Raw genomic sequence first — 25,535 nt, forward strand, 5'->3', positions numbered from 1 at the left:
CAACGGGCCATTCAGCCCCGACCCTTCAACCGCCAGCGTCAACCGCCGGCGCGTTGAACCACGAACAGCAGGCCCGGCACAGGGCCCCCCCTTTCCCGGCGGGGGGTACAGGGCTCCATCAGGCGGACGGTGAAGCCGGCGGCCTCGGCACTCGACCGCACGTGAGCCTCGGCATGGGCGTATCGGCGGGTGTCGCCAAGCAGGAAGGGTTCGCCATCCTTCGGCAGCCGCTCCGCCGTCGCGGCGAACCATCCGCCGGGGGCAAGCGCGTGGGCAGCGGCCGCGAAGACCGGCGTCAGGTCGCCGAGATAGACCAGCACGTCCGCGGCGACCAGCAGGTCCCAGGCGCCAAGGTCGCGCTCCATCGCCTCGATGACGTCACCGACCCACAAGTCGTCGTAGAGACCGCGCTGCCTCGCCTTCTCCACCATCCGTGGCGAAAGGTCGACCCCGGCCAGCCGACCGGCCCTGCCGGCCACCGGCGCTGCAGCGGGATCCGCCAGACCGCGGAAGACGACCCCCGCCAAGCCGGTGCCGCAGCCGAGGTCGAGGATCCGCAACCCATGCCGCACGGGCACGACACGGTCGACGGCGTTCCGCAGCAAATCGGGTGCTGCATAGCCCAGCCGGCCGACCAGATCCTTGTCGAACCGCTCGGCATAACGATCGAACAGCGCACGGACATAGGCGGCGGAAAGGTCGGAATCTCCGCCCGCCTCCGTCATGGCGATCAGCCGGTCGATGGCCACGACCTCGCCCGCGTCGGCATTGACACGGGCCCGGCGCAGGGCAGCGAGCGCCTTCGCGGGTTCCCGCAAGGCCAGCCAGCCGCGGCCGAGCGCATGGTGGATCACCGCATCCTCCTCATACCGGCGAGCCAGCGGCTGCAGCAGTTCCACCGATGCCAGGGCATCGCCGGCTGCCTGAAGCGCGTTACCCAGGGCCAGCGCGGCCTCCCGGTCATCCGGACGCAGGGTCACGGCCTCGCGGTACTCCTCCAGCGCCTCGTCACGCCGGCCAAGCCCATCGAGGCAGTGCCCCAAACCGAGTCGTACCGCCGCCGAGTCGGAGCGCTCGCTCTTCAGGGCATCATATATGGAGAGCGCAATGGCAGTCTCGCCGCAGCGCAGCATGACCTCGGCGAGTTGAAGGCGCCATGACCAGTTGAGCGGCTCGATGGCGACAGCCCGCCTGTAAGCGGCCGCCGCATCCCGCTGCCCAGGGTCGCCGTCCAACCCGGCGGCAGCATCGCCAAGGGCGGCCCATGCTTCGCCATTCGCCGGATCGGCGGCACAGACCTTGTGGAATCCACGAACGGCACCTGGAAAATCTCCGGCATAGAGCCGTTCGTAACCATACCGGAACAGTTGCTCCGGATCGGGAACGGCCAATGCTCCCTCGTTGGACGGACCCGCAGACACCGGCGATGTTTCCCAGATATGGCGGGCGCCGCCAAAGGAACGCCTGCGGCCGAGCCTACCCTGCCCGTCCGCAGCACGGTACGGCCCCGGCTGCGCCTGCGCGACCGCCCGCACGTCGGCACCATGTCGAAGGTTATAGGGCGGCGCAGCTTATTGCCCCAACATGCTGCGCCGCGCAAGGGGTGTTGGAAAATCCCCGGCGCGTGTGATTCGTGCGACACGCGGTCGCCTTAGCCCATTTTTCTCGCCCTCGTCTCAAGAGGCGGCAATCCGCTTGGACCACCCCTATCGATCGAGGTGGAATTTGTGTCAATTCAAAGGCTTGCCTTAATTGACCAAGGGCATAGGCGCCGGGGCCGACGCCCCAGCGTGACATCAGACGGACGAAAGCTGTGGTATTACCAGGGTGCAAGTCTGTTGACGCTCGCGCGGTTTTTTGGAAGTGTGGCCGCGGCGCCCGATTGGGAGGCGCTGAACATCTGGGTAGGAGGCGGTCGCCGTAAGCGACTCGGTGACCGGAACAACGGCCCCGCGCAGGGGGCCAAACAGCCGCCGTGTGAACGGGGCGCCAACAGAAGGAGTTCAGGTATGCGGGGACGAGAACAGCGCGCAGGCGCCACGAGGTGTGGACGTTTCGCACTGGCTGCCGGACTGCTGACGGCCCCGCTGGTGGCACTGACGATCGCGGCTCCCGCCCAGGCCCAGACCGCGAATGAGAGCTGCGTCACCCACGCGGTCGACGCCGAACAGCAGCTCGGCATCCCCTCCGGCATGCTCGTGGCCATCGCGCTGGTCGAGAGCGGCCAGGACGGCGCCCCCCATCCCTTCGCCATGAGCCTGCAAGGGCGCCCCTACTACGCACGCAGCGTCAACGACGCCGCCCGCCACCTGCGCGACCACCGCGGACAGCTTCGTTCCAACACCTATGTCGGCTGCATGCAGCTCTCGGTGGCCAGCCACCGCGAGGAATTCCAGCCGGTGGAGCGAATCGTCGAGCCGCGCGACAACGTCTTCTATGCCGGCCAGCTTCTGGTCCGCTTCCATGGCGAGGAAGGCAACTGGAAGACGGCGCTCGCCCGCTACAACGGCGGTTCGGGACGGCGGGCGCAGGCCTATGTCTGCAAGATCTGGCAAAGCCTGTCGGCACTCGACCAGCAGAGCGCGAAGCTGCTGGCGTCGTCCCATTGCGACGATACCGATCCGGTCAGCGTCGCACCGCGCACCCGCCGCAGCTTCCGCAATGCCCAGCAGGTCGCGGCAATCAACTGAGCCCCTCCCGCGGCACTGGCGCGCACAGGCGTGATCAGGTAGATCACGGCGCATGAACTACCGTCACATCTTCCACGCCGGCAACCCGGCCGACGTGATGAAGCACGCCGTGCTGGCACTGATCCTGGATCATCTCCGTGCCAAGCCGGCACCTTTCTGCGTGCTCGACACCCATGCCGGCATCGGCCGCTACGATCTCGCCTCGGACGCGGCGCGGAAGACAGGCGAAAGCGACGACGGCATCGCCCGGCTGTTCAGCCGCCAGCCGCCCCATCCGGCGCTCGCCCCTTACCTGGATGCGGTGAGCGCGGCCAACCCGGACGGGACGCTCCGCTGGTATCCTGGATCACCGCGCATCGCACGCTCGGCCCTGCGCCCCCAGGACCGCCTCGTGCTGGTGGAACTGCACCCGGAGGATGCCCGCAGCCTGAAGGCGGAATTCGCCGGGGACCCTGCGGTGGCGGTCCATCAGAGCGACGCGTACACGGCGCTGAAGGCCCATCTGCCGCCAAAGGAAAAGCGCGGCCTTGTTCTGATCGACCCGCCCTTTGAGCAGCCGGACGAGTTCGCGCGCATGGCGGATGGCCTGGCGCTGGCCCACCGCCGCTGGGCCAGCGGGATCTTCGCGCTATGGTATCCGATCAAGGAACGGGCCGCGGTCTGGCGTTTCCAGGATGCGGTGGAAAAGACCGGCATCCCCAAGATCCTGATCGCCGAACTGACTTGGCATCCGGAAGACACCCATCTGCGCCTGAACGGCTCCGGACTGCTGATCGTCAACCCGCCTTGGCGCCTTGACGAGACCTTGCGCGACATGTTGCCGGCGCTGCACGCGGCCCTGCCCAACACCGGCGGCGGCCCTACCGTGAGCTGGCTGGCTCCCGAAGCCTGACGCCGGTGGCGGCAGGAGGAACTGGCGAAGAAAAAACCCCGGCCCTTGCGGGTCGGGGTAAAGGTCAGGATGGAGATCGTCGGGTTTGCCGCCCCGCCGTCAGATGCGCTGATCGGCCTGTCCGGCGGCATCCTCCATGCGGGTGTTCAGCTTGCCGACCGCGTCGCTCGCCGTACGCGCCGACAGTTCCGAAATCTTGACGCTGCGGTTCAGGACCATCTGCATGTTGTCCTTGAGCATGCTGCTCTGCACCGCATAAAAATCGGGGATCGTGCGGCTGCGCATCAGGGCGTTGACGCCTTCGGCATTGCGGGCAGCCACTTCCTGGGCCAGTCCCATCCATTCACGCCATGCGGTCTGCCAGCCATCCGCCAGCACGGTTCCGCACTGGACCATCACGTCCAGCGTCTCGCGTGCCTGTGCCGATACCTCACCCTGGGCATCGCGCGACATCCCGAGCGCCCGCTGGAACTGCTCCGACGTGCGGCTGGCCATATCGGCGGCCGACCCCATGGCACCACGGGCGGCTTCGGCGCCCTGGCGTGACATGCCTGTACCGGCATCCATCATCCTGTGGCTTGCGTCGATACCGGCCTCTGCCGCCTTACGGCCCGTGCCGATGGCCTGGTCGCCGATCGATCGTGCCGCATCGGCGGCAAGACGGGTGGCGGCTTCGCCGCTGCGGCTCATTTCCTCCACTGCGCTCCTGCCCTTGCTGGTTGCCTCACGCGTGGGAGTGGTGATGTCCTTTTCCGTAGCCATGCGGCATGCTCCTCGAAATCGTTCGTCCGCTGGGACGCCTCTCCCCAACAACTCGCGCCGGCTATTTTGCTGCACCGCCGCAAGCGACGATTTCTATAACATCCATAAAGCACAATGTTCCATGGCGCAGAATAATATCCGACCGCCGATCTTTCGGAGTATTTGGCGTCATGAATTTGCGAAGAACATCGAACTGAAATATTAGCCATTCCCGCCCGTAGAAAAGATATAGACTCTCAACTAGCCTATGGTCGCCGATGGACTCGCGCAAGAATCTCGCCGGCGATACCACGACGAAAGAGCAGGACGCAGACGACGAAGATGCAGCCGATGACGACGGGGACCGGCAGGCTGGTGGCGGCAAGGTAGCTTTCCAGCGTCACCACCAGGGTGGCGCCAACAACCGGGCCGGACAATGTCCCCATGCCGCCGAGCAGGGTCATCAGCACGACCTCGCCCGACATCTGCCAGGTCACGTCGGTCAGGCTGGCGAGCTGGAAGACGATCGCCTTGGTCCCGCCGGCAAGGCCTGCCAGTGTGGCGGACAGCACGAAGGCCAGCAGCTTGTAGCGCTCGGTCCGGTAGCCCAGCGACACCGCCCGCGGCTCGTTCTCGCGGATGGCCGTCAGCACCTGCCCGAAGGGCGAGTGCACGGTGCGCCAGATGATCGCGAAGCCGCCGACGAAGATCGCCAGCACGGTGTAGTACATGGTCAGCGGCTGGGAGAGGTCGAACAGACCGAACAGCAGGCCGCGCGGCACCGCCTGGATGCCGTCCTCGCCATGGGTGAAGGGGAGCTGCAACGCCAGGAAGAACACCATCTGCGACAGCGCCAGCGTGATCATCGCGAAGTAGATGCCCTGGCGGCGGATGGCGAGCAGCCCGAACACCAGCCCCATGCCTGCCGCTGCGCCGGTACCGAGAAGCACCCCCAGTTCCGGCGGCAGGCCCCATTCCTTGACGGTATGGGCGGTGACATAGGCGGCACCGCCGAAGAAGGCGGCATGGCCGAAGCTGAGCAAGCCGGCATAGCCGATCAAGAGGTTGAAGGCGCAGGCGAACAGCGCGAAGCACAGCACCTTCATCAGGAAGACGGGATAGAGGGCGAAGGGGGCGGCGAGCAGGAGCAGCAGCGCCGCCAGTGCCGCGAGCATTCCCGCGGCCAGTCCGCCATTGCCGGCGTCCAGTGCGTCGGCGGCCCCCCGGTCGCGCCGGGCGGCCCTCCGGGACTCACCCTGCGGGTGAAGGCTCATGTGGTCATCCCTCCCATCCGAGATCCCGACTGGCTGGATCGTCGGCGCAATCCGCCACGCCGCCAGCACCGACACCGTCAACACCAGGGATGAGCCATTGACGCGGAGTGGAAGCCGCCTGGACGCCATCCAGGGCGGAGCGCCGGACACCACCGCCGCGATGGCCGCCGCGATGGGTCCCATTCCGGCCGGTGGCAGCCCCGCCGCATGGCCGCCCCCCTGGAACAGGAAGCCTGCGGCGGGAACATCCACCCGTTCTTACTTCGGCAGCTTGCAGCCGCTTTCCTCGAAGGACGCGAACGCCTCCTTCCCGGGAATGGTGCGCAGGAGCTCGTAATAGTCCCACGGCCCCTTCGATTCGGACGGCTTCTTCACCCTGGCGAGATACATGTCGTGGATCATGCGCCCGTTGGGCAGGATGGTGCCGCTCTTGGTGAACATGTCGTTGACGGGCATCTCCTTCATCTTCGCGGCGACGGTCGGTCCGTCGTCGGTCCCCGCCGCCTCCACCGCCTTCAGATAGTGCCGGACGGCGGAGTAGCTGCCGGCCTGCACCATCGTCGGCATCTTGCCGAACCGGTCGAAGAACTTCTTGGACCAGGCGCGCGTCTCATCGTCGCGATCCCAGTAGAAGCCGGTTGTGAGCATCAGGTCCTGCGCGACCGGCAGGCCCAGCGCATGGACGTCCGAGAGGAAGATCAGCAGCCCCGCCAGCTTCTGCTGGCCACTCTGCGTCAGGCCGAATTCCGACGCCTGCTTGATCGAGGTGATGGTGTCGCCGCCGGCATTGGCAAGGCCGATGATCTTCGCGCCCGAGGATTGCGCCTGCAGCAGGAAGGACGAGAAGTCGGCGGTGTTCAGCGGCGCCTTCACCGAGCCGACGACCTTGCCCCCCGCCTTCTTCACCTCGGCAGAGGTGTCGGCCTCAAGCTGGTGGCCGAAGGCATAGTCGGCCGTGATGAAGAACCAACTGTCGCCACCCTCCTTGACCATGGCCTGACCGGTGCCGACCGCCAGCGCATGCGTGTCGTACGCCCAGTGGAAGCCGGTCGGCGAACAGGCGTCGCCGGTCAGGCGCGACGTCGCCGGCCCCTCCATCAGGAATATGGTCTTCTTCTCCTTCGTCACCTCCTGGACAGCCAGGGCAACGCCGGAATTCGGCACATCCACGATCACGTCGACGCCGTCACGGTCGATCCACTGGCGTGCCAGGTTGGAACCGATGTCCGGCTTGTTCTGGTGGTCCGCGGTGATGACTTCGATGGGCTTGCCGAGAATCTTGTTTCCAAACTCCTCCGCCGCCATGCGCGCCGCGATGACGGAGCCCTCGCCGCCGAGGTCGGCGTAAAGGCCCGAGCGATCGTTCAGCACACCGATCTTGACCATGTCGCCGGTCAGCTTGCCCTGCTGGGCGGCGGCTGGCCCGGCAGTCAGGCTGCCGATCGCCAGCGCGGTCATGGCGGCACCGGTCAGAAGACGTGCGATCATGCGTGAAATCCTCCCCCTCAGCGTAGCGTTGCGCGTGGTTGCGGGTGATCGGACGGTCCCGTCAGGACATCGCTCCCCCCGGACGGTCGCGGTCTTCCCCCGGTCGCCCCTTTCGGAAACCGGGGGGCGACGCGCCGCCCTTCCAGACCACTATGCAGGCGCATCACCTTGTAAGCGAAGCGGATTTTCAGCCGTACTGACAATTTTCATCAATGGTCCGGCGAAGTACCGGCATTTTCCATCCGTGGCTGCCGAGCCCCGTCCGACGTCGCGGATTCGCCCTGCCGACGGCGATCGAGCCGCTGCATGACCGGGGTGACGCTGGTCCCGTGCACCAGGATCGACATCAGCACGATCAATCCGGTGACGGCCCACAGCATGTTCGGAACGTCGAATTCCGCCGCGTTCAGGGCAAAGGCAATATAATAGATGCTTCCGAGGCCACGGATGCCGAAGAAGCCGATTGCCAGCTTCTCGCCGACCGGCATGCGGACCCCGGCCAATCCGGCGACTCCGGCGAGCGGCCGGACGACGAACAGGATCACGACGGCCGCCCCGACGACGCTCCAGGTCACCGGATTGATCAGCCCGTGGGCGAGTGTGCCGCCGAACAGCACCAGCATCAGCATCATCAACAGGCGCTCGGTCTGTTCGACGAAGTCGTGCAGCCGCTCATGATAGGCACTGTTGCGCTCCGCATCGCGCAGGGCCAGGGCCGCGATGAACACCGCCAGGAAACCGTAGCCGCCGACCAGTTGCGTCAGGCCGTAGGCGATGAAGGTGATGCCGAGCGACACGAAGCCGTCGCCGGTGCGCGACAGGTTCGCCCGATTCGGCACCCGGAAGGTGACGAAAGCCAAAGCCTTGCCGACGATCCAACCCATCGCCACCCCGGCCCCGAGCTTCCACAGCAGGTCCCACGCGAACCAATCGAGCAGCATGCGCCAGGGGGTGTTTCCATTCAGAAGCGCCAAGCCGATCGCAAGATGCACGAAGGGAAACGCCAGACCGTCGTTCAGCCCGGCCTCCGAGGTCAGGCTGAAGCGGATTTCATCCTCCTCGCCCGATTTCGGCGGACCGACCTGGATGTCGGAGGCAAGAACCGGATCGGTCGGGGCCAGCGCCGCACCGAGCAGGACCGAGGCCGCGACCGGGAAATCCAGCCACCACCAGCCGATCAGCGCGATGATCAGGATCGACAGCGGCATGGTGATGGCCAGCAGGCGCCACGTTACCATCCAGCGCCGCCAGCCGAGACGCCGGTCCAGCTTCAATCCGGCCCCCATCAGCGCCACGATGACGATCAGTTCAGACAGCCGTTCGGTCGCCTCCGGGAAGGCCAGGGGTTCCGGATTGTCCAGATGAAGAAAGGTGAAGACGACGAAGCCGAGACCGACGCAGATGATCGGAAGCGACAGCGGCACCTCCTTGAGCACCATCGGCAACCAGGCGACCAACAGGATCAGGAGGCCGAGCGCCACAAGCATCACGACATAAGACATGCACCGTCCATTCCGATGATCCCCCTGCGCAAAATGGCGGGCGCGCAAGGACGCAAAGCCCATCAACAAGGCAGAGCGCCGATGGGTTCATCGGTGGGGTCTTCGCCGGCAGGAGTAGGCCGGCGGACTCTGGCCGGCGGACTCTGGCCGGCGGACTTGGTCCAGTGGACTTGGACCTGTGGACCCGGGACGGTCGGTAGGTCAGGAAGGAACGCCGGCTCAGACGGCTGGGCATCCACCTTCGTGCGCTTCCCGTGCTGCGTCCATCATCTGGAAAAGGAAGCCGGTGGATGCCCTGGCTTGCATGCCGTCCGCGGGAGCCCGGAACCGCGCGACGGCATGTGGCATGGCAACGGTGGGCAGCGGCCTCAGGCGGCCGACGTCATCGGAAAGCCGCTATAGTCGAGCGATGCCGACCAGAAACGCTCAAGCTTGCGCAGGGTTTCGTTGGCCTTGGTCAGTTCCTCGTCGCTGAAGCCCGCCTTCTCCAGGGCGACCAGATGGCGCTCGAACATGGCGCTGATCTTCTCGCGCAGGTCGAGTCCCTTGTCGGACAGGCGGACACGCACCGACCGCCGGTCGTGCGGCGAGCGTTCCTGACCGAGATAGCCGTTCTCGACCATCTTCTTGACGTTGTAGGAGACGTTGGAGCCAAGATAATAGCCGCGCGCCGTCAGTTCGCCGACCGTCATCTCGTCTTCGCCGATGTTGTACAGGATCAGGCTCTGGACGTTGTTGATGTCCTGGATACCCAACCGGTCCAACTCGGTCTTGAGCACCTCGAGAAAGTGGCGGTGAAGCCGTTCAATCAACAGGATGCTCTCGTAATAGGGTTTGCGCACCGCGGTCTCCTCTGGCTCACACCGGCCGTTCCCCGCGCAAGGACGTTACCGGGACCTTAAAGCGAGATTAACCGATCATTCGTCGGCAATCATCTTAATAATTCCGGAAAAAGTCTCACACAACCGGTGTATTAGCACCCGTTTGGGCGTCCGCGCCGCATGGGTTTCCGACAGGGGGAAACCGGCCGCTCCGGCCTCCCCCCCCGCCGGCACGGTGGTCAGTCGCGGAAGACAAGGTCGCCGCCGGCAGGTTCGGCGAAATGGCGCTCCACGTCCGAAGGCCCCACGTCCGACAGGTCGGCGGGCTTCCACTTGGGGTTCTTGTCCTTGTCGATGAGCACCGCCCGGATTCCCTCGTAGAAGTCGCTTCCGGCCAGGCAGGCAAGGCTGAGGCGCAGCTCCTGCACCATGCACCCGTCGAAGTCGAGCTTCGCGCCGCGGCGCAAGGCCGCCAGCGTCACCTTCAGGCTGGTCGGGGACATGCGCCGCAGGGTCCCGAGCTGGCCTGCGGCCCACTCCGTCCCTTCGGCTTCCAGCGCCTTGACGATCGCCTCCATGCTGTCGAAAGCATAGCAGCGGTCGACCGCCGGCCGGACCGCCGTCACCGCCGCCTCCCCCGCATCGCCGCGCCGTGCCGCCAGCGCCTCGTCGGCCGGCACGCCGGCGGCAAGGTCGTCGATCAGCGCATCAAGGCTGGCGCTGGCGACGAAGGCATCGGCGGCGCCGATGGCCAGCAGGTCGGCCGCCTTCAGCCGGTCGCCGGTTAGGCCGAGCCAGATGCCGGTCTGGCCCGGAAGCCGCGGCAGGAAGTAGGTGCCCCCGACGTCGGGATAGAGGCCGATCCCGGTTTCCGGCATGGCGAACAGCGTGCGCTCGGTGACCACGCGGTGGCTGCCGTGGACCGACAGCCCGACGCCGCCGCCCATCGAGATGCCGTCGATCAACGCGACATAGGGCTTGGACAGCCGCTTGATCCGGCGGTTCAGCACATATTCCTCGCTGAAGAAGGCGCGAACCGACGAACCGTCGCCGCGTCCCTCCTTCGCAGCCTTTCCCGCCTCGTAGAGGCCGACGACATCGCCACCGGCGCAGAAGGATTTCTCGCCGGCCCCACGGATGACGACGGCCTTGACCTCTGCGTCGGCGTCCCAGGCGCGCAACTGCGGGTCGAACAGCCGAATCATGCCGAGCGTCAGGGAATTCAGCGCCTTCGGACGGTTGAGCGTAACGAGGCCAATGGCGCCCCGGCGTTCGAACAGGATCTCAGCAACGTCACTCATCGTCTTGTTTTTTCTCGGTTATGGATTGTGGATCGGGCGGCGGGAACTCTGCATGCGCCATGACTGGACGGGGCTGTGGGGGGCAGCCCATCGCCGATGATACGGGACCGGGCAGCGCTGTCAAACCCGCCATACGGATCCGGATGGCCAAGCCGGCGCACCGGGGGGTGGAAGGAACAACCGGTCGCCTTGACCGTTGCGTCCAAGCTCGCATCCATCATCCCGTGCCTTGCCTCACGACCAACCAGCCCGCACATCCACGGAAGCCCATCAATGCCGAGTCCCCTTTCGTCGCGCACCGACCCGCGTGGTGGATCATGAAGATCGGGATCATCCTCAACCGGCAGGCCGGATCGCTGGTCGATCGCCCGCTCGACGACGCCACCGCGAAAATCCGCGCCGCGTTCGAGCGGCATGGCGCCGAGATCGACCTCCACACCGTCGACGGGCCGCAATGCGTCGAAACCATCACGCGGGTCCTGGAGTCGGATGCCGAGATGGTGGTGATCGGCGGCGGTGACGGCACCCTGCACAGCGCCGTGCGGCTGGCGTTGCCGACAGGAAAGACCCTGGGAGTGATTCCGCTGGGGACGCTCAACCTTCTGGCCCGTGATCTTCATGTTCCACTTGAACTTGAGGCGGCCGCGGAAGCCCTGGCCGCCGGCCGGGTACGGGCAATCGACATCGCCGAGGTCAACGGCCAGCCCTACACCAACAGCTCGGTTCTCGGCTTCTATCCGACCGTCGTGCAGGAGCGCGAACGCCAGCGCAAGCAGCACAGGCTGCTGAAATGGCCCGGCGCCGCCTTGGCCTTCGCCAAGACGCTCTACCGGTTGCCGACCCTCGACGTGCGGCTCGACTGGGGCGACGGCCCCCGGCGGATGCGAACCCCGATGCTGGTCGTTTCCAACAACGTCTATGACGACGGCTTCGGTCTTGTCCTCACCCGGCAGGCGCTCGACGCGGGCAAGCTGGGCGTCTATGTGGCCCGCGAACGGAACGCTCTGGCCTTGCTGCGGTTGATGGGGCGTCTGGTCGCGGGTTCCTGGAAGCAGGACGAGGCGCTGGACACCTATGCGGTCACCAGCCTGACCGTGCACAGCCGGCGCCACCGCCTGAAGATGGTCAATGACGGCGAGATCATGAAGATGGAGGCACCGCTGCATTACCGGATTCGTCCGGGTGCGTTGAAGGTTCTGGCACCAAGCTGAGAAACTGGATGAGGACGGCGTGAAACGGCTCGCTCACATTTCGGATCTGCATTTCGGCAGGATCGACCAGCGCGTGGTGGACGGGCTGCTGGCGGACGTCACCGCCCAGGCCCCCGACCTGATCGTGATCTCCGGCGATCTTGTGCAGCGGGCGAAGCGGCGACACTTCGAGGAAGCCCGTGCCTTCCTTCAGAAACTTCCCTTTCCCTACATGGTGGTACCGGGAAACCATGACATCCCGGTTTACAATGTGTTCCGGCGATTCACCAATCCGCTCGGCCATTACCGCCACTACATCACCACCGATCTCAGCCCGCTCCATGTCGACGACGAGGTGGCGGTGCTGGGGATCAACACCGTCCGGTCGGTGATCTCCGACTTTTCCGAGGGGCGGATGAACCGCCGGCAGATCGAGCGCGTGCGCGAGGTGTTCTGCGGCATGCCGGATACGGTCTTCAAGGTGCTGTTCACGCACCATCCGTTCCTGCCGCCGCCCGACCTGCCCAAGACACGGCTGGTGGGACGGCACAAGCTGGTCCTGCCGGCACTGGAAAGCTGCGGCGTCGACCTGCTGCTGGCCGGCCACCTGCACAAGGCCTATTCAGGCGACATCATGAGCTTCCACACGCAGGTCGCACGCTCGATCCTGGTCGCGCAGGCGTCCACCGCCACCTCCACTCGGCTGCGCAACGAAGCCAACGCCTACAACCTGATCACCGTCGACCACCCGCTCGTCACCTTCGAGGTGCGGTCCTGGGAAGGTGCGGCCTTCACCGGCGGGCTGGTGTCGACCTACCGCAAGCAGGAGCAGCGCTGGATGCTCCAGGCCCAGGACACCGGCTTCCGCCCAGTCGGCAGCGGTGTGGTTTGGGGAAAGACCGGCGGTTCCGCAAGGGCCGGAACATGAAACCTGCGCAGGCCAGACGCCGTCCAACCGGGGGATCGGCGGTCCCCCATGGCTTGAGTTGATGCCGCGGGAAGGCGTAGGATCGCCGCACTCGTACAAAGTGCATGGTTTCGCGATGCCGATCTCCCTTCCCGCTTCTTTTCCGCGCACCCGCCTGCGGCGCAACCGCGCCGACGCCTGGACGCGCCGCCTGGTCGCCGAGAACACCCTCACCGTCGATGACCTGATCTGGCCGGTCTTCGTCATCGAAGGCGAAAACCGGCGCGAACCGGTCGCGTCCATGCCGGGCGTGGAGCGCCTGACCATCGACCTTCTGTGCGAAGCGGTGACGCAGGCCGGGTCGCTCGGCATCCCCTGCATCGCCCTGTTCCCGGTCGTCGGGTCCGACGGCAAGTCCGAGGATGCGGCCGAGGCATACCGTGCCGACAACCTGATGAACCGCGCCATCCGCGCGGTCAAGGCTGCGGCCCCGGATGTCGGGATCCTCGGTGACGTGGCGCTCGATCCCTACACCAGCCACGGCCATGACGGCATCCTGCGCGACGGCTACATCCAGAACGACGAAACCGTCGAGGTGCTGGTCCGCCAGGCCCTGTCGCAGGCCGAGGCCGGCGCCGACATCGTCGCGCCGTCCGACATGATGGACGGTCGCATCGGTGCCGTCCGCGACCGGCTGGATGCGGAAGGCCACCAACTGGTGCGCATCTGCTCATACGCCGCCAAATATGCCTCCGCCTTCTACGGGCCGTTCCGCGACGCCGTGAACTCCGGCAGCTTCCTGAAGGGCGACAAGACCACCTACCAGATGAATCCGGCCAACACCGACGAGGCCCTGCGCGAGGTCGCCTGCGACCTGCAGGAAGGGGCCGACATGGTCATGGTGAAGCCGGGCCTGCCGTATCTCGACATCATCCGCCGGGTGAAGGACTCGTTCGCCGTGCCGACCTTCGCCTACCACGTGTCGGGCGAATACGCGATGCTGCGCGCGGCGTCGGCCAACGGCTGGCTGAACTACGAAAAGGCGCTGATGGAGACGCTGATGGGCTTCAAGCGCGCCGGCTGCGACGCCATCCTGACCTACGGCGCAATCGACGCCGCCAGGCTGTTGCGCAACGGCTGAGCAGTTCGGAGCCGTCTTTGGGCTGGATGGGGCCGCGGAGCGATCCGCGGCCCCATTATCGTCGGGTCATCGCCCCTGCCTGGAGAAAATCCGATGACACGGTACAGCCGGCTCCTGCTGACCACGTTGCTCGTTGCCGCCGCGGCACCAGCGGCCGCCTTCGACCTGCACAGTCCCGATTTCAGCGAGACCGCGCCGATCCCGCAAGAGAACACGCTCACCGGCTTCGGCTGCAGCGGCGGCAACCGGTCGCCGGCGCTGGCATGGTCCGATCCGCCGGAAGGAACCCGCAGTCTGGCGGTTACCATCTACGATCCCGACGCGCCGACGGGCAGCGGCTGGTGGCACTGGGTCGTCTTCAACCTGCCCGCCGACAGCCGCGGGCTGCGGGCCGGGGCCGGCGATCCCACCCGGCCGCTCCTCCCGGCCGGCGCCACGCAGAGCAGGACCGACTTCGGCACGACCGGCTATGGCGGCCCCTGCCCGCCCCGCGGAGACAGGCCGCACCGCTACATCGTGACCGTCCACGCGCTGGCGGTCGACAAACTGCCGCTTACGGCGGACGCATCGGGGGCCATGGTCGGCTTCAACCTGCATGCGGCGACGCTGGCGACGGCAACCCTGACCGCCCGTTATGGGCGTTGAGGCCCCTCGTTCCCGGCCATAATGTGGGGGGCATGATTACCGACTTGCTCGCCAGCCTGTCACGCTTCGCCGACCGAGATCTGCGTCCCGGCGCAGAGGAAAGGCCGCACCGGCCTGAATTGTGGTCCTTCGTCGCCCATGACCGTGAATGCTGGGGAGAGGTGCGGATCGAGCGCACCACCCTGGTCACCGTGCTGGAAGGCGTCAAGGAGATTGCCGACGGCAGCGGCGTCACGCGCCGGTTTCCCGCCGGCACCGCGATGCTGCTGCCGCCGGGCTGGACCGGACCCGTCGTCAACGAACCGGGGGGCGGCCGTTACCGCGCCCTCGTGCTGGAGTTTCCACCCGGGATGGTCCGCCGCCTGCTGCGTGCCCATGGCAGCGACTGGCTGGCTCCGCGTCCCCGCCCGTCCGATTGGCGCGTCCCACTGACACCGGTGCTGATCGATGCGATCCATCATGCGGCAGCCGGACTTGCCGCCGAGCCGCCCCTCTCGCCGACGCTCGCCGAGCATCGCTGCATGGAGGTGTTGCTGGCCCTGCTGGAGGACGGCGTCTGGTGGCTCGGTCCGCTGACGCCGGCCGGCACCGCCGAAGCCGTGCGGCAGTTGATCCGCACCCATCCGGAGCGCCGCTGGACCGCGTGTTCGGTCGCCGGTGCGTTGAACCTCAGCACCGGGACGCTGCGCCGCCGGCTGTCCGAAGACGGCGTCTCCGTCCGCCGGCTCCTGGCCGAGGAACGGGTGGCCCATGCCCGCGACCTGCTCGAACGGGAAGGGGTGAGCGTGCAGGAAGCGGCGATGGCCTGCGGCTACGCCAACCGCTCGCATTTCGCACGGCGGATCCGGGCATTGGCCGGGCTCAACCCTTCGGCGATGCGGAACGGCTGAGCGCCCCGTCGGGGCGGCCGTGTGCACGGACCAGCGCCGCCACCGACTCCGTGATCACCTGGTCCGGGTCGGCGGCAACGGGAAGGCCCAGCATGGTCGGCCAGAACAGCACCTCCTTGATGCCGCCCAGCAGTTGCGTCGCCACGCTGTGCGGATCGGGTGCATGAAGCCGCCCTTGCGCGTGCTGCCCGGCAATATAGGCGTCGAGCAGCGCATAGGCATGGCTCTTGCCGCCATCCAGGTAATCCTGCGACAGCTCGGGGAAGCGCTGGTGTTCGGCGATGACCAGGCGCAGCAGGCCACGCACCTCCGGCCGGCGCAGGTGGACCAGCAGCGAGCGCAGGAAGGCGGGCAAGGCCTGTTCGGGCGGCTGGTCCTGCCGCAGCGTCTGGACACCGTCGCTGTGGAAGCCTTCGTAAAGGCCGGAAACGACGGCCTGGAACAGCTCGCGCTTGCCTGGGAAATGGTTGTAGACGGTGCGCTTCGAAACCCCGGCCTCGGCAGCGATGGCATCCATGGACGAGGCCTCGTAACCGTGGGTCAGGAAGGCGCTGGTCGCCGCCACCACCACCGCATCACGCTTGGCCGAACCACGAACAGCCTGAACCGTTGACATTTCCATTCCCTCAAGTACACTGCACAGTGTAGTGCAACTGCTGCCGCAAGTCCTCAGGGTAATGTGCCCGGCTGCGGTACGGGAGGGGGAATGCGATGAAATCGCGGAGCATCGGCAACATTTTGCGGGTCGCGGAGATCGGCCTCGGCTGCATGGGAATGTCGGAGTTCTATGGTCCGACCGACGATTCCCAATCCCTGCAGACGCTGGAACGGGCTCTTGAACTCGGCGTCACCCATTACGACACGTCCGACATGTACGGCGCCGGCCACAATGAAACGCTGCTGGGGCGCTTCCTGGCCGGCAAGCGCGACCGCGTCACGATTGCCACCAAGTTCGGCATCGTCCGCAAGCCCGGCGACTACGCCCGGCGGATCGACACGAGCGCCGCCTATGTCCGGGAGGCCTGCGAGGCGTCCCTGAGGCGGCTCGGGGTGGACGTCATCGACCTCTACTATGCGCACCGCCTCAATCCGGAAACACCGGTCGAGGAGACCGTCGGCGCCATGGCCGACCTGGTCAAGGCGGGCAAGGTGCGGGCGCTCGGCCTGTCGGAGGTGTCCGCGGCCACCCTGCGGCGCGCCCATGCCGTGCATCCCATCGCCGCGGTGCAGAGCGAATATTCGCTATGGACCCGAGACATGGAGGAAGCGGTGCTGCCGGCTTGCCGGGACCTCGGCATTTCGCTCGTCGCCTATGCGCCGCTCGGCCGCGGCATGCTGACCGGCGCGGTCGCAAGCCGCGAGCAATTCGCGGAGAACGATTTCCGCCGCATGTCGCCTCGCTTCGCCGAGGGCAACCTGGACCGCAACCTGGCGCTGGTCGAGGCGGTGAAGGCACTGGCGGCGCGGAAGGGGTGCACCCCCGGCCAGATCGCCCTCGCCTGGCTGCTGGCACAGGGACCGGACATCCTGCCGATCCCCGGCACCAAGCGGATCAAATACCTGGAGGAGAACGTCGCGGCGGCGGAGGTGGCGCTGACGGACGAGGAACTCAAGGCGTTGGCCGACGCCCTGCCGCCTGGGGCCGCGGCCGGGGACCGCTACACGGCGGAAGGGATGCGGGGCGTGAACGTCTGACCCGCCCTGCATCCGAACCGATCCGGGAACGCCTATTTGGGCGTTCCCGACCACACCTGGAACTGCGGCGTTTCCAGCAGCATGTCGGCATGACCGAAGGCGGTCCTGAACAGCTTGCCGACGCCGGCGGTCCGCTGCGTCACCGCCACCAGCGAGCCGCGCAGTTTCAGGTACTGCTTGGTGCCGGCCACCAGGGCATCCAGCATGCCGAAATCCTCGTCCTTGCCGCGATGAAGCGGCGGGTTGGAGAGGATCAGGCCGAACCGCTCGCGGCTGCCCAGCCCGGCGAGGCCGTCGCTCAGCACCAGCTCGGCCTCCGGCACGTTCTGGCGGGCGGCGTGCAGGGCCACCGCGTCGATGTCCAGCAGCGTCAGCGGAGCGTCGGGCTGCCGTTCGCGGACCGCGCGCGCGATCACGCCGGCACCGCAGCCGAAATCCAGCACCCGGGTTCCGGCGGCCACCTCCGGCAGCACCCGCAGCAGGCACTCCGTGCCGGCATCCAGGTGGCCGTGGGCGAACAGTCCGGGATAGGACACCAGCTCCAGCACCCGGTCCGGCAGGGCCAGCGTGACGGTCTGCCGCCAGTCCTCCAGCTCGCCGCGTGCCGGCGCATCGCTGCGTCTGGTCTGCAGCAGGCGGGCGCGCCGCTTGACGATCCGCGTATCGGCCCCGCCGACCAGCCCGTCGAAATGCTTCGGCGCGCTGGTGATCCCCTCGTCGTTGCCGCCGGCGATCCACAGCGGCGCACCCGGCGCGAGGCGGGAGGCCAGCGCATGCAGCGCCATCCCGAAGCCGGCCCAGCCGCGTGGCAGCCGCAGCACGGCGCCGTCGAAGGCACCCTCCCCCGGCCAGGGGGTGGCTGATCGGCCGACGCCGGCCAGCCGGTCCCACGACACCACCTCCGCACCGCCCTCGCGCAGCGTTTCGGCGATGGCGCCGTCCCCGTCGAAAGCGACGAGGATCCGGCCCTGGGGCCTGATTTCGGACAGCGCTTCGGCGGCGACCGCCGCGACGGTGGCGTCGCGGTCGGTCGCCCGATTGTCGAGACGGGCCATCGGGTCAGCCTCGGTCCCGCATCAGCCGCGCCTTGTCGCGCTGCCAGCTACGTTCCTTCTCGCTCTCGCGCTTGTCGTGCTTCTTCTTGCCGGTGGCGAGACCGATCTCGACCTTGGCGATGCCGCGGTCGTTGAAGTAGACGGACATGGGAACCAGCGTCACGCCCTTCTGCTTGATGCCCGCCGCGATCTTGTCCAGTTCGCGGCGATGCACCAGCAGCTTGCGCGGCCGCTTCGGCTCATGCTGGAGCCAGCGGCCGGCCTGCAGGTACTCCGGGACATAGGCGTTGAACAGGTACAGCTCCCCGTCCCGCAGACCGGCATAGGCCTCGTTGATGCTCGACCGGCCACCCCGCAGCGACTTCACCTCCGTCCCGGTCAGCATGATGCCGGCCTCCAGGACGTCGTCGATGAAATAGTCGAACCGCGCGCGGCGGTTCTGGGCCGCGAACTTCTTCACTTCGTTGTCGCGCGCGGACAATGCTCTCTCCTTAACGGTGCCTGTTGCCGATTACGACAACAGCCCGGCTTTGGTCATGGCACCGCGCACGGCGGCGCGGGCGGTCTCGGACGCCGTCACCAGCGGCAGCCGCACCTCGTCGGTGGCGAGGCCGAGCAGGCTGGCGGCATATTTCACCGGCGCCGGGCTGGTCTCGATGAACATCGAGTCATGCAGCGGCGTCAGCACGTCGCGCAGGCGGTAGGCCTCGTTCAGGTTGCCCGCCGCCCAGGCGTTCTGCATGGCCGAGCAGAGGCCCGGCGCGATGTTGGCGGTGACCGAGATGCAGCCGACCCCGCCCTGGGCGTTGAAGGCCAGCGCCGTCGCATCCTCGCCCGAGAGCTGGATGAAGTCCGGGCCGACCTCCTGCAGCAGGCGCGACGGGCGGGCGAGGTCGGCGGTGGCGTCCTTCACGCCGACGATGTTCGGCAGCTTCGCCAGCCGGGCCATCGTCGCCACGGACATATCCACGACACTGCGCCCCGGAATGTTGTAGATAAAGACCGGCAAGTCCACCGCGTCATGGATCGCCTTGAAATGCTGGTACAGACCTTCCTGCGACGGCTTGTTGTAATAGGGCGTGACCACGAGCGCCGCCTGCGCGCCCGCCTGCTTGGCGTGGCGGGTCAGCGAGATCGCTTCCTCGGTCGAGTTGGAGCCGGAACCGGCCATGACCGGCACCTTGCCGCCGGCGGCCTCGATGCAAAGCTCCACGACACGGTTGTGCTCCTCGTGCGACAGGGTCGGCGATTCGCCGGTCGTGCCGCAGGGGACAAGTCCGTGGGTGCCCTGGGCAACCTGCCACTCGACGAAGGACTGGAAGGCTTTCTCGTCCACTTTCCCGCCCTTGAACGGAGTCAAGAGGGCGACGATGGAACCGTGGAACATGGCTGCCTCCTCAGTCGGCTAAGCTGGAAAAAAGAGTTGCGCACATTAATCCTCCCCGCCTCCCTCGGCAAGAGCGCCCGGACCCCGGTCTTTGCGGGTCTCCTTACGCTTTTCGCGGTCCTGCCCCTCTCCCTCGCCACTGCCCTGCCGGCCGCCGCGCTGAGCCCGCAGGACGTCGCGATCTACCGTGACGCCTTCAGGCTCGCTGGCGACGAGCGGGTGGCGGAAGCGCTGGCCAGGGCGGCGCAGGCGCAGGATCCGCTGCCGGCGAAGGTCGTCCGCTGGATGGCGCTCGCAACTCCCGGCGGCGGCACCTTCGACGAGATCGCCGCCTTCATCCGCGACAATCCCGACTGGCCCAACATGGCCGCGCTGCGGCGCCAGGCCGAAATGGCGATGCCCGACCTGCCGCCGGCCCAGGTGGTGGAATGGTTCCGCCAGGCGCCGCCACTGACCAACGACGGCTTCGTGCGCTACGCCGACGCGCTGGTCGCCACCGGCAGCGTCGATCGCGCCACGTCGCTGATCCGCAAGCAATGGACCGAAGGCAGCTTCACCGCGGACGAGGAAGCGACCTTCCTGTCCCATTACACCCCCTATCTGCGCCAGCAGGACCACAAGGCGCGCATCGACCGGCTGCTGTGGGCGAAGCAGGAGGGGCCGGTCCGCCGCATGCTTCCGTTCTTCGACGAGGCGTACGACACGCTGATCGAGGCGCGGATCGCACTGGACAACGACAGCACCGGCGCCGAGGCGGCGTTGTCGCGCGTGCCGCCGGGCCTGCGCGACGATCCCGGCCTGATGTTCGACCAGGCGCGCAGCCTGCGCCGCCGCGGCGACGACGCCGGTGCGCTGGAGATCATCGCCAGGGCCGGCAGCGACATGGGCCGCCCGCAGTCCTGGTGGTCGGAGCGCCATCTGCTGGCGCGCCGCGCGATGGAGCGCGGCGACTACAACCTGGCCTACCGTCTGGTCAGCGCCAACGGCATGAGCGAGGGATCGTCCTTCGCCGACGCCGAATTCCTCTCGGGCTTCCTCGCCCTGCGCTTCCTCGACAAGCCGTCGGAAGCCTTCGCGCATTTCCACAGGCTCTACCGCTCGGTCTCCGCCCCGATCAGCAAGGCGCGCGGCGCCTACTGGTGCGGCCGGGCGGCCGAGGCGCTCGGCCAGACCGGTCCGGCGGGCGAATGGTACGCCAAGGCGGCGACCTACCCGACCACCTTCTACGGCCAGTTGGCCTTCCGCCACGTGTCGGGCGGCACCGTCACGCTGCCCGCCCCGCCATCGGTCTCTCCATCGGAAAGCGCTGCCTTCGACAGGCGGGAGGTCGTGCGCGTCGCGCGTCTGCTGAGCGAGATCGGCGGGAATGCCGACGAGCAGGCGACCAGCTTCCTGCGCCGCATCAGCCTGGATGCCAAGACGGCGGCCGACTACGTGCTCGCGGCCCGGCTGGCCACCCAGCTTGACCGCCGGGACTTGGCCGTCGCGGCGGCCAAGGACGCGGCGCAGAACGAGATCTTCCTCGTCGAGGCCGGCTATCCGTTGACGGATTTCCGGCCGGCGGCGCCCGAACTGGCGCTCATCCACGGCATCATCCGCCAGGAAAGCACCTTCAACCCGCGCATCGTCTCCTCGGCCGGCGCGCGCGGGCTGATGCAACTGATGCCGACGACGGCACAGCTCGTCGCCGGCAAGCTGGGCATGAAGCACACCAACGCCCGGCTGACCGCCGATCCCGGCTACAACGTCACGCTCGGGTCCGCCTATCTGGCCGAGCTGATCGACCGCTTCAACGGGTCGTGGGTGCTGGCGGTGGCCGGCTACAATGCCGGCCCGAACCGGGTGCGGCAATGGCTCCAGACCTACGGCGACCCGCGCACCGAGGCGATCGACGTGGTCGACTGGATCGAACTGATCCCGATCTCCGAGACCCGCAACTATGTCCAGCGGGTGCTGGAGGCGGTTCAGGTCTACCGGGCCAGGTTGAACGGCGATCGCGCCGAGCCGAATCTCGATCGTGACCTGAGGCGCTGATGCGATGGCGAGCCTGAGCGAAGCCCTGAACGCGGCGCTCGACCATCAGGAGGCCGGGCGGCTCGATCAGGCGGAGACGCTCTATCGCCGCATCCTGGCGGCGGTTCCGGAACAGCCGGACGCCCTGCACCTGTGGGGGCTGGTGGCGGCGATGCGCGGCGACCTGGCCGCAGCGCTCGACCGCATCGACCGCGCCATCGCCAATCGATCCGGCGTCGCCGACTACCACGGCAACCGGTCGCGCGTCCTGGCGGCGACGGGCCGGTTGGGCGAGGCCGCCGACGAGGCCCTGCGGGCAGCCGACCTCGATCCCGACTCCGCGGACCGGCGCTTCCACGCTGCCGGCCTGCTTCAGGATCTCGGCCGGCTGGACGAGGCGGCGGAAAATTACGGCGTGCTGGCCCGTCGGCTTCCCGACGCGGCGCCGGTGCACATGAACCTCGCCCTCCTCCGCGAGGCGCAGGGCGATGGGACGGCGGCCCACGCCTCCTACCTGCGGGTCCTGGCGCTCGACCCGGCCCATGCCCGGGCATGGAGCGGGCTTTCGGCTCTCGGGTCGCCTCTCGGTCCGGCGAGCGGGCCGGCCGGCGAACCGGGGGCGGTCGTCGCGCAGCGGCGGGCCGTGCTCTCCGGGGCGGAAGGGGCCGAGCCGGTCGCCCGTCTGGCGCTTCTGCGGAAGGAGGCGGGCGACCTGTCCGGGGCCGATCGCGCCAACCGCGCCGCCCTGGCACTGGATCCCGTCGGGGCCGGGACCTGGAACGAGCAGGGAAACCTGGAAAAGGGGCTCCGCCGGCTTGCGGCCTCCTCCGCCGCCTACGGCCGTGCCCTGGTCCTGCGTCCGGACAACGCGATCCTCCTGAACAACCGCGCCGACAGCCTGCTCAAGGACGGCGCCCTCGCCGCCGCCGAAGCCGACGCACGCCGGGCGGTCGCCGCCGACGGGCGCCTTTCCGCCGCCTGGAACACGCTCGGGACGGTGCTTCACCGGCAGAACCGCCTTGAGGACGCGCTCGACAGCTTCACCCGCGCCTGCGACACCGCATCCGACGGCGGCATCCAGGCACGCTTCAATCGTTCTGTGATCCTGCTGGCCCTCGGCCGTTTCGCCGAGGGGTGGGACGACTATGAACTGGGATGGTGCCTGGACTCCGGCGGGCGGGAGCGGTCGAGGCCCTTCCCGCAGCCGCGGTGGGACGGACTCCCCCTGTCCGCCGGGACGCTGCTGGTCTGGGGGGAGCAGGGCCTGGGCGACGAGGTGATGTACGCCGCGCTGCTGCCGCAGCTTGCCGCCGACGGCATGCGCGTGGTGCTGGAATGCGACGAGCGGCTGGCGGCGTTGTTCCGCCGCGGGATGCCGGCGGTGGAGGTGGTGCCGCGCCGGGATCCGCCGGCTCCGCGGCTGACGGCGCCCGACATCACGGCCCAATGCCCGGCAGGCAGCCTGCCCCGGTTCATGCGGCGCAGCAGCCAGGCATTCGCCCAAAGCCGGCCGTCCTGCCTGGCTGCCGCCCCGCTGCGGACGGCCGCCCTGTCGGATGGCCTGCCCGCCGGCCGCCGGCGCGTCGGCATCGCCTGGTCGAGCAAGAACGACACGCTCGGCCGCGAGCGGTCCATCCCGCTGGCCCTGTTGGCGCGGGCGATGAACCGTCCGGACGTGACGCTGGTCAGCCTGCAATACGGCGATGTCGCCGGGGAGGTCGCGGCAGCCGGTACGCCGATCCATCTGGAGCCGGGGATCGACGCCTGGTCGGACATCGACGGGCTGGCGGCGCTGATCTCGGCGATGGACCTCGTGGTGACCATCGACAACTCCACCGCACATCTCGCCGCGGCCCTCGGCCGACCGACCTGGATCCTGCTTCCCTACGCAGCCGACTGGCGTTGGACCGCAGGCCGGGACGACAGCCTCTGGTACCCGTCGGCCCGGCTGTTCCGCCAGACGGTGGCCGGAGACTGGAGCTACCCCCTTGCCGCTGCCGGCACGGCACTCGACCGCTGGCGTGCGGAACTTGCTGCGAAGTCCGGGGCGTAACGCGGGGAGGGTCAGCCTTTGGGCCGTTCGGAACGGGCGTAGTTGCTGAAATGGCCGTTGCTCGCCGCCAGCCGGCGGGCACCCTGGATCACGGCGCCAGACTTACCCTCCGGCGCCACGTTCGAGAGTTGGCGTGAAAGCTCCCCGCTGCCGCAGGATGGGCAGGCGGGGCTTTCCCCCACCCGGACCAGTGTCTCGAAACCGTGGTTGCAGGCGGTGCAGCGGTATGAGTAAAGCGGCATCGGGATCTCGCATGGGAAAGGCCGGACCGGCACGGCAGCCGACCGGCCGATTATCCCGCAATACCCGCAATATTCAAATGGATTTGTTGCAGCGCACCAAGTCGCCGGTCAGCGTTGCGGAGCGCCGAAGTCGAACCCGGCGTCCTCGACCGCCTGCCGTACGACCTCCGCCGGGATTCCCCCCTCGACCATCACCGTCCCGGTGGCGAGGTCGACCGTCACCGTGGCGTCCGGCGCCGCCTTGGTGATGGCGTTTGAGACCGAGCGGGCGCAGCCGCCGCAGGTCATTCCTTGAACCTTGTACGCATCCGCCATATCGCGGCTCCTGTTGCATCCCGGTCAGCCGCCGGCATGGCGGGCCGCCACCACCGCGCTGACCGGGACAAGAACGAAGCCACGTTTCTGCACCTCCGGCAGCCAGGACGACAAGGCATCGATTGTCGCATCATGGGGATGGCCGATGGCGACGGCATAGCCCTGACGCTTCGCGAGCTGCTCGACCTTGGCGAGCTGCGCCCGCACCGCGGCAACGGTTTCCTGGTTGTCGAGGAAGATATCGCGGCCGATCCACGGCATCTTGAGTTGCTGGGCGATGGGCAGGCCGGCGCTGCGCGGCGTCGTCCGGCTGTCGAGCCAAAGCAGCCCGCGCCTGTGCAGTTCGGAAAGGACCGGAGCCAGCGCGTCACTATCGGCGGTGAAGCGGCTGCCCATGTGGTTGTTGACGCCGACATAGCCGTCGAAGCTGTCGAGCGCGGCGCGGAAGCGCCGCATGACCTCGCCCTTGTCCAGCGAAACCAGGAGCGCGTTCGGGCCGGGATCGGCGTGCACGCTGGGCTCCATCGGCATGTGCAGCATCAATTCGTGGCCGTTGGCGCGGGCGGCCCTGGCCTGCGCCGGCAGGTCGCGGGCGTAGGGCAGCCAGGACAACGTCAGCGGGCCGTGCAGGCCGGCCATCCGTGTCGAACGCTTGCGGTCCAGCCCCATGTCGTCGACGACGATGGCGATCATCGGCCGTCCCGGCGGCGGGCTGGACGGCAGGGCGTTCTTGCGCCACAGGGCGGCATTGCCCGACGGCGCCTTCACCGGCGGAACCGCGGGTGGGGCGGGCGGCGGCAGCATCGCGACGACCGTGGCCGCCGGCTTCTGCGCGAGGTGGGGATCGGCCGCCGCTTCTCCCGGCTGGGTGGCGGGAAGCGGTGCAGGCTCCTCTCCGGACTGCCGGGCTGGTGCCTGGGGCTCGGCCTTCGCCGCCGGCACAGTCGGTACCGGGGCCGGTGGGGTCGGCGCCGGGGCCGCCGGTTGAGTTGAGCTGTGCTGGACGGCCGCCTGCTGGACAGCCGCCCGTTCCCCCCCGCCCGGCCAGGCGCCGGTCAGCGCGGCGACGCCCATCGCGACGGCGAAGACCGCGGCAACCGCGGCCAGGGCCAGGACGAAGGGATTGGTGAGAACGCTCGGAACGCGAGACTTGCGGGCTTTCGAAGGCGCCTTGCGGGCCATGGTGACGGTGTCCATCCTGCGAGCGGAGCGCCGCACAGTGGCACCCCGGCGGCGGCCCCGCAACCGCCCAGACGATGGAAGCCCCTCGTATGCCGCTACCGCGCCGCGCCC

24 protein-coding genes are annotated in these 25,535 nt (G+C 68.0%); 10 read left to right on the top strand and 14 right to left on the bottom strand.

Annotated elements, in window-relative coordinates; translation table 11 throughout:
- Positions 1-38: 38 nt before the first annotated feature.
- On the bottom strand, positions 39-1,421 hold the full coding sequence (locus J2850_RS06015; RefSeq protein ID WP_209979805.1) for a methyltransferase: 1,383 nt from the start codon (positions 1,419-1,421) through the stop codon (positions 39-41).
- Positions 1,422-2,009: 588 nt separating this feature from the next.
- Here J2850_RS06015 and J2850_RS06020 point away from each other — a divergent pair.
- Positions 2,010-2,690: a transglycosylase SLT domain-containing protein gene (locus tag J2850_RS06020; RefSeq protein WP_209979807.1), complete on the top strand. Its 681-nt coding sequence runs from the start codon at positions 2,010-2,012 to the stop codon at positions 2,688-2,690.
- A 52-nt stretch (positions 2,691-2,742) separates the two neighbouring features.
- A complete protein-coding gene (locus tag J2850_RS06025) occupies positions 2,743-3,582 on the top strand; it encodes a 23S rRNA (adenine(2030)-N(6))-methyltransferase RlmJ (RefSeq protein WP_209979808.1) in 840 nt (279 codons plus the stop codon).
- Positions 3,583-3,681: 99 nt separating this feature from the next.
- Here J2850_RS06025 and J2850_RS06030 read toward each other — a convergent pair whose 3' ends face one another.
- The 6 genes from J2850_RS06030 to J2850_RS06055 all read right to left on the bottom strand — a co-directional run bounded on the left by J2850_RS06030 (position 3,682) and on the right by J2850_RS06055 (position 10,709).
- Positions 3,682-4,344 carry a phasin family protein gene (locus J2850_RS06030; protein ID WP_209979810.1) on the bottom strand — a complete coding sequence of 221 codons (663 nt, stop codon included), beginning with the start codon at positions 4,342-4,344 and terminating at the stop codon, positions 3,682-3,684.
- Positions 4,345-4,589: 245 nt separating this feature from the next.
- Positions 4,590-5,498, bottom strand: a complete 909-nt coding sequence (locus tag J2850_RS06035; RefSeq protein ID WP_246512876.1) for a branched-chain amino acid ABC transporter permease — start codon at positions 5,496-5,498, stop codon at positions 4,590-4,592.
- A 357-nt stretch (positions 5,499-5,855) separates the two neighbouring features.
- Positions 5,856-7,085, bottom strand: coding sequence for an ABC transporter substrate-binding protein (locus J2850_RS06040; protein WP_209979814.1), 1,230 nt, complete (start codon positions 7,083-7,085; stop codon positions 5,856-5,858).
- Positions 7,086-7,294: 209 nt separating this feature from the next.
- A complete protein-coding gene (locus tag J2850_RS06045; RefSeq protein WP_209979816.1) occupies positions 7,295-8,587 on the bottom strand; it encodes a cation:proton antiporter in 1,293 nt (430 codons plus the stop codon).
- A gap of 368 nt (positions 8,588-8,955) precedes the next feature.
- The gene (locus J2850_RS06050; RefSeq protein ID WP_209979818.1) at positions 8,956-9,429 is read right to left on the bottom strand and encodes a MarR family winged helix-turn-helix transcriptional regulator; all 474 of its coding nucleotides are present in this window, start codon (positions 9,427-9,429) and stop codon (positions 8,956-8,958) included.
- Between the two features lie 218 nt (positions 9,430-9,647).
- Positions 9,648-10,709: an enoyl-CoA hydratase/isomerase family protein gene (locus tag J2850_RS06055; RefSeq protein WP_209979821.1), complete on the bottom strand. Its 1,062-nt coding sequence runs from the start codon at positions 10,707-10,709 to the stop codon at positions 9,648-9,650.
- A 317-nt stretch (positions 10,710-11,026) separates the two neighbouring features.
- Here J2850_RS06055 and J2850_RS06060 point away from each other — a divergent pair, with 317 nt between their 5' ends.
- The 5 genes from J2850_RS06060 to J2850_RS06080 all read left to right on the top strand — a co-directional run bounded on the left by J2850_RS06060 (position 11,027) and on the right by J2850_RS06080 (position 15,482).
- On the top strand, positions 11,027-11,920 hold the full coding sequence (locus J2850_RS06060) for a diacylglycerol/lipid kinase family protein (RefSeq protein ID WP_209979823.1): 894 nt from the start codon (positions 11,027-11,029) through the stop codon (positions 11,918-11,920).
- Between the two features lie 19 nt (positions 11,921-11,939).
- Entirely contained in the window at positions 11,940-12,827 is an 888-nt protein-coding gene (locus tag J2850_RS06065; RefSeq protein WP_209979825.1) for a metallophosphoesterase family protein, read from the top strand.
- 115 nt (positions 12,828-12,942) lie between these two features.
- Entirely contained in the window at positions 12,943-13,947 is a 1,005-nt protein-coding gene (gene hemB, locus J2850_RS06070) for a porphobilinogen synthase (RefSeq protein ID WP_209979826.1), read from the top strand.
- Positions 13,948-14,040: 93 nt separating this feature from the next.
- Positions 14,041-14,592, top strand: coding sequence for a YbhB/YbcL family Raf kinase inhibitor-like protein (locus J2850_RS06075; RefSeq protein ID WP_209979827.1), 552 nt, complete (start codon positions 14,041-14,043; stop codon positions 14,590-14,592).
- Between the two features lie 32 nt (positions 14,593-14,624).
- Positions 14,625-15,482 carry a helix-turn-helix transcriptional regulator gene (locus J2850_RS06080; protein WP_209979828.1) on the top strand — a complete coding sequence of 286 codons (858 nt, stop codon included), beginning with the start codon at positions 14,625-14,627 and terminating at the stop codon, positions 15,480-15,482.
- Here the strand turns inward: J2850_RS06080 and J2850_RS06085 are convergent.
- Positions 15,454-16,098, bottom strand: a complete 645-nt coding sequence (locus tag J2850_RS06085; protein WP_209979830.1) for a TetR/AcrR family transcriptional regulator — start codon at positions 16,096-16,098, stop codon at positions 15,454-15,456. The two genes, J2850_RS06080 and J2850_RS06085, sit on opposite strands and share 29 nt — an antisense overlap.
- Before the next feature lie 95 nt (positions 16,099-16,193).
- Between J2850_RS06085 and J2850_RS06090 the strand changes: the two genes are divergently transcribed.
- Positions 16,194-17,177, top strand: a complete 984-nt coding sequence (locus J2850_RS06090; RefSeq protein WP_209979831.1) for an aldo/keto reductase — start codon at positions 16,194-16,196, stop codon at positions 17,175-17,177.
- A gap of 32 nt (positions 17,178-17,209) precedes the next feature.
- Here J2850_RS06090 and J2850_RS06095 read toward each other — a convergent pair whose 3' ends face one another.
- The 3 genes from J2850_RS06095 to dapA are packed head-to-tail and all read right to left on the bottom strand — an operon-like array spanning position 17,210 to position 19,619.
- Positions 17,210-18,232: a class I SAM-dependent methyltransferase gene (locus tag J2850_RS06095; protein ID WP_209979833.1), complete on the bottom strand. Its 1,023-nt coding sequence runs from the start codon at positions 18,230-18,232 to the stop codon at positions 17,210-17,212.
- Positions 18,233-18,236: 4 nt separating this feature from the next.
- Positions 18,237-18,713: an SsrA-binding protein SmpB gene (gene smpB, locus J2850_RS06100; protein WP_209979835.1), complete on the bottom strand. Its 477-nt coding sequence runs from the start codon at positions 18,711-18,713 to the stop codon at positions 18,237-18,239.
- 30 nt (positions 18,714-18,743) lie between these two features.
- The gene (dapA, locus tag J2850_RS06105) at positions 18,744-19,619 is read right to left on the bottom strand and encodes a 4-hydroxy-tetrahydrodipicolinate synthase (protein WP_209979837.1); all 876 of its coding nucleotides are present in this window, start codon (positions 19,617-19,619) and stop codon (positions 18,744-18,746) included.
- Between the two features lie 36 nt (positions 19,620-19,655).
- Here dapA and J2850_RS06110 point away from each other — a divergent pair, with 36 nt between their 5' ends.
- Together J2850_RS06110 and J2850_RS06115 are read left to right on the top strand one after the other, a co-directional pair.
- Positions 19,656-21,653 carry a lytic transglycosylase domain-containing protein gene (locus tag J2850_RS06110; protein WP_211113797.1) on the top strand — a complete coding sequence of 666 codons (1,998 nt, stop codon included), beginning with the start codon at positions 19,656-19,658 and terminating at the stop codon, positions 21,651-21,653.
- Positions 21,654-21,657: 4 nt separating this feature from the next.
- Positions 21,658-23,685, top strand: coding sequence for a tetratricopeptide repeat protein (locus J2850_RS06115; protein WP_209979841.1), 2,028 nt, complete (start codon positions 21,658-21,660; stop codon positions 23,683-23,685).
- Between the two features lie 11 nt (positions 23,686-23,696).
- On the opposite strand, the gene J2850_RS06120 is transcribed toward J2850_RS06115, so the two are convergent.
- The 3 genes from J2850_RS06120 to J2850_RS06130 all read right to left on the bottom strand — a co-directional run bounded on the left by J2850_RS06120 (position 23,697) and on the right by J2850_RS06130 (position 25,424).
- On the bottom strand, positions 23,697-23,927 hold the full coding sequence (locus J2850_RS06120; protein ID WP_209979844.1) for an FmdB family zinc ribbon protein: 231 nt from the start codon (positions 23,925-23,927) through the stop codon (positions 23,697-23,699).
- Positions 23,928-24,035: 108 nt separating this feature from the next.
- Positions 24,036-24,242 (bottom strand): heavy-metal-associated domain-containing protein, encoded by a 207-nt coding sequence (locus tag J2850_RS06125; protein ID WP_209979846.1) that lies wholly within the window; start codon positions 24,240-24,242, stop codon positions 24,036-24,038.
- Positions 24,243-24,266: 24 nt separating this feature from the next.
- Positions 24,267-25,424, bottom strand: coding sequence for a divergent polysaccharide deacetylase family protein (locus J2850_RS06130; RefSeq protein WP_209979848.1), 1,158 nt, complete (start codon positions 25,422-25,424; stop codon positions 24,267-24,269).
- Positions 25,425-25,535 lie beyond the last annotated feature (111 nt).

It is taken from the genome of Azospirillum picis, assembly GCF_017876115.1.
Lineage (GTDB): Bacteria > Pseudomonadota > Alphaproteobacteria > Azospirillales > Azospirillaceae > Azospirillum > Azospirillum picis.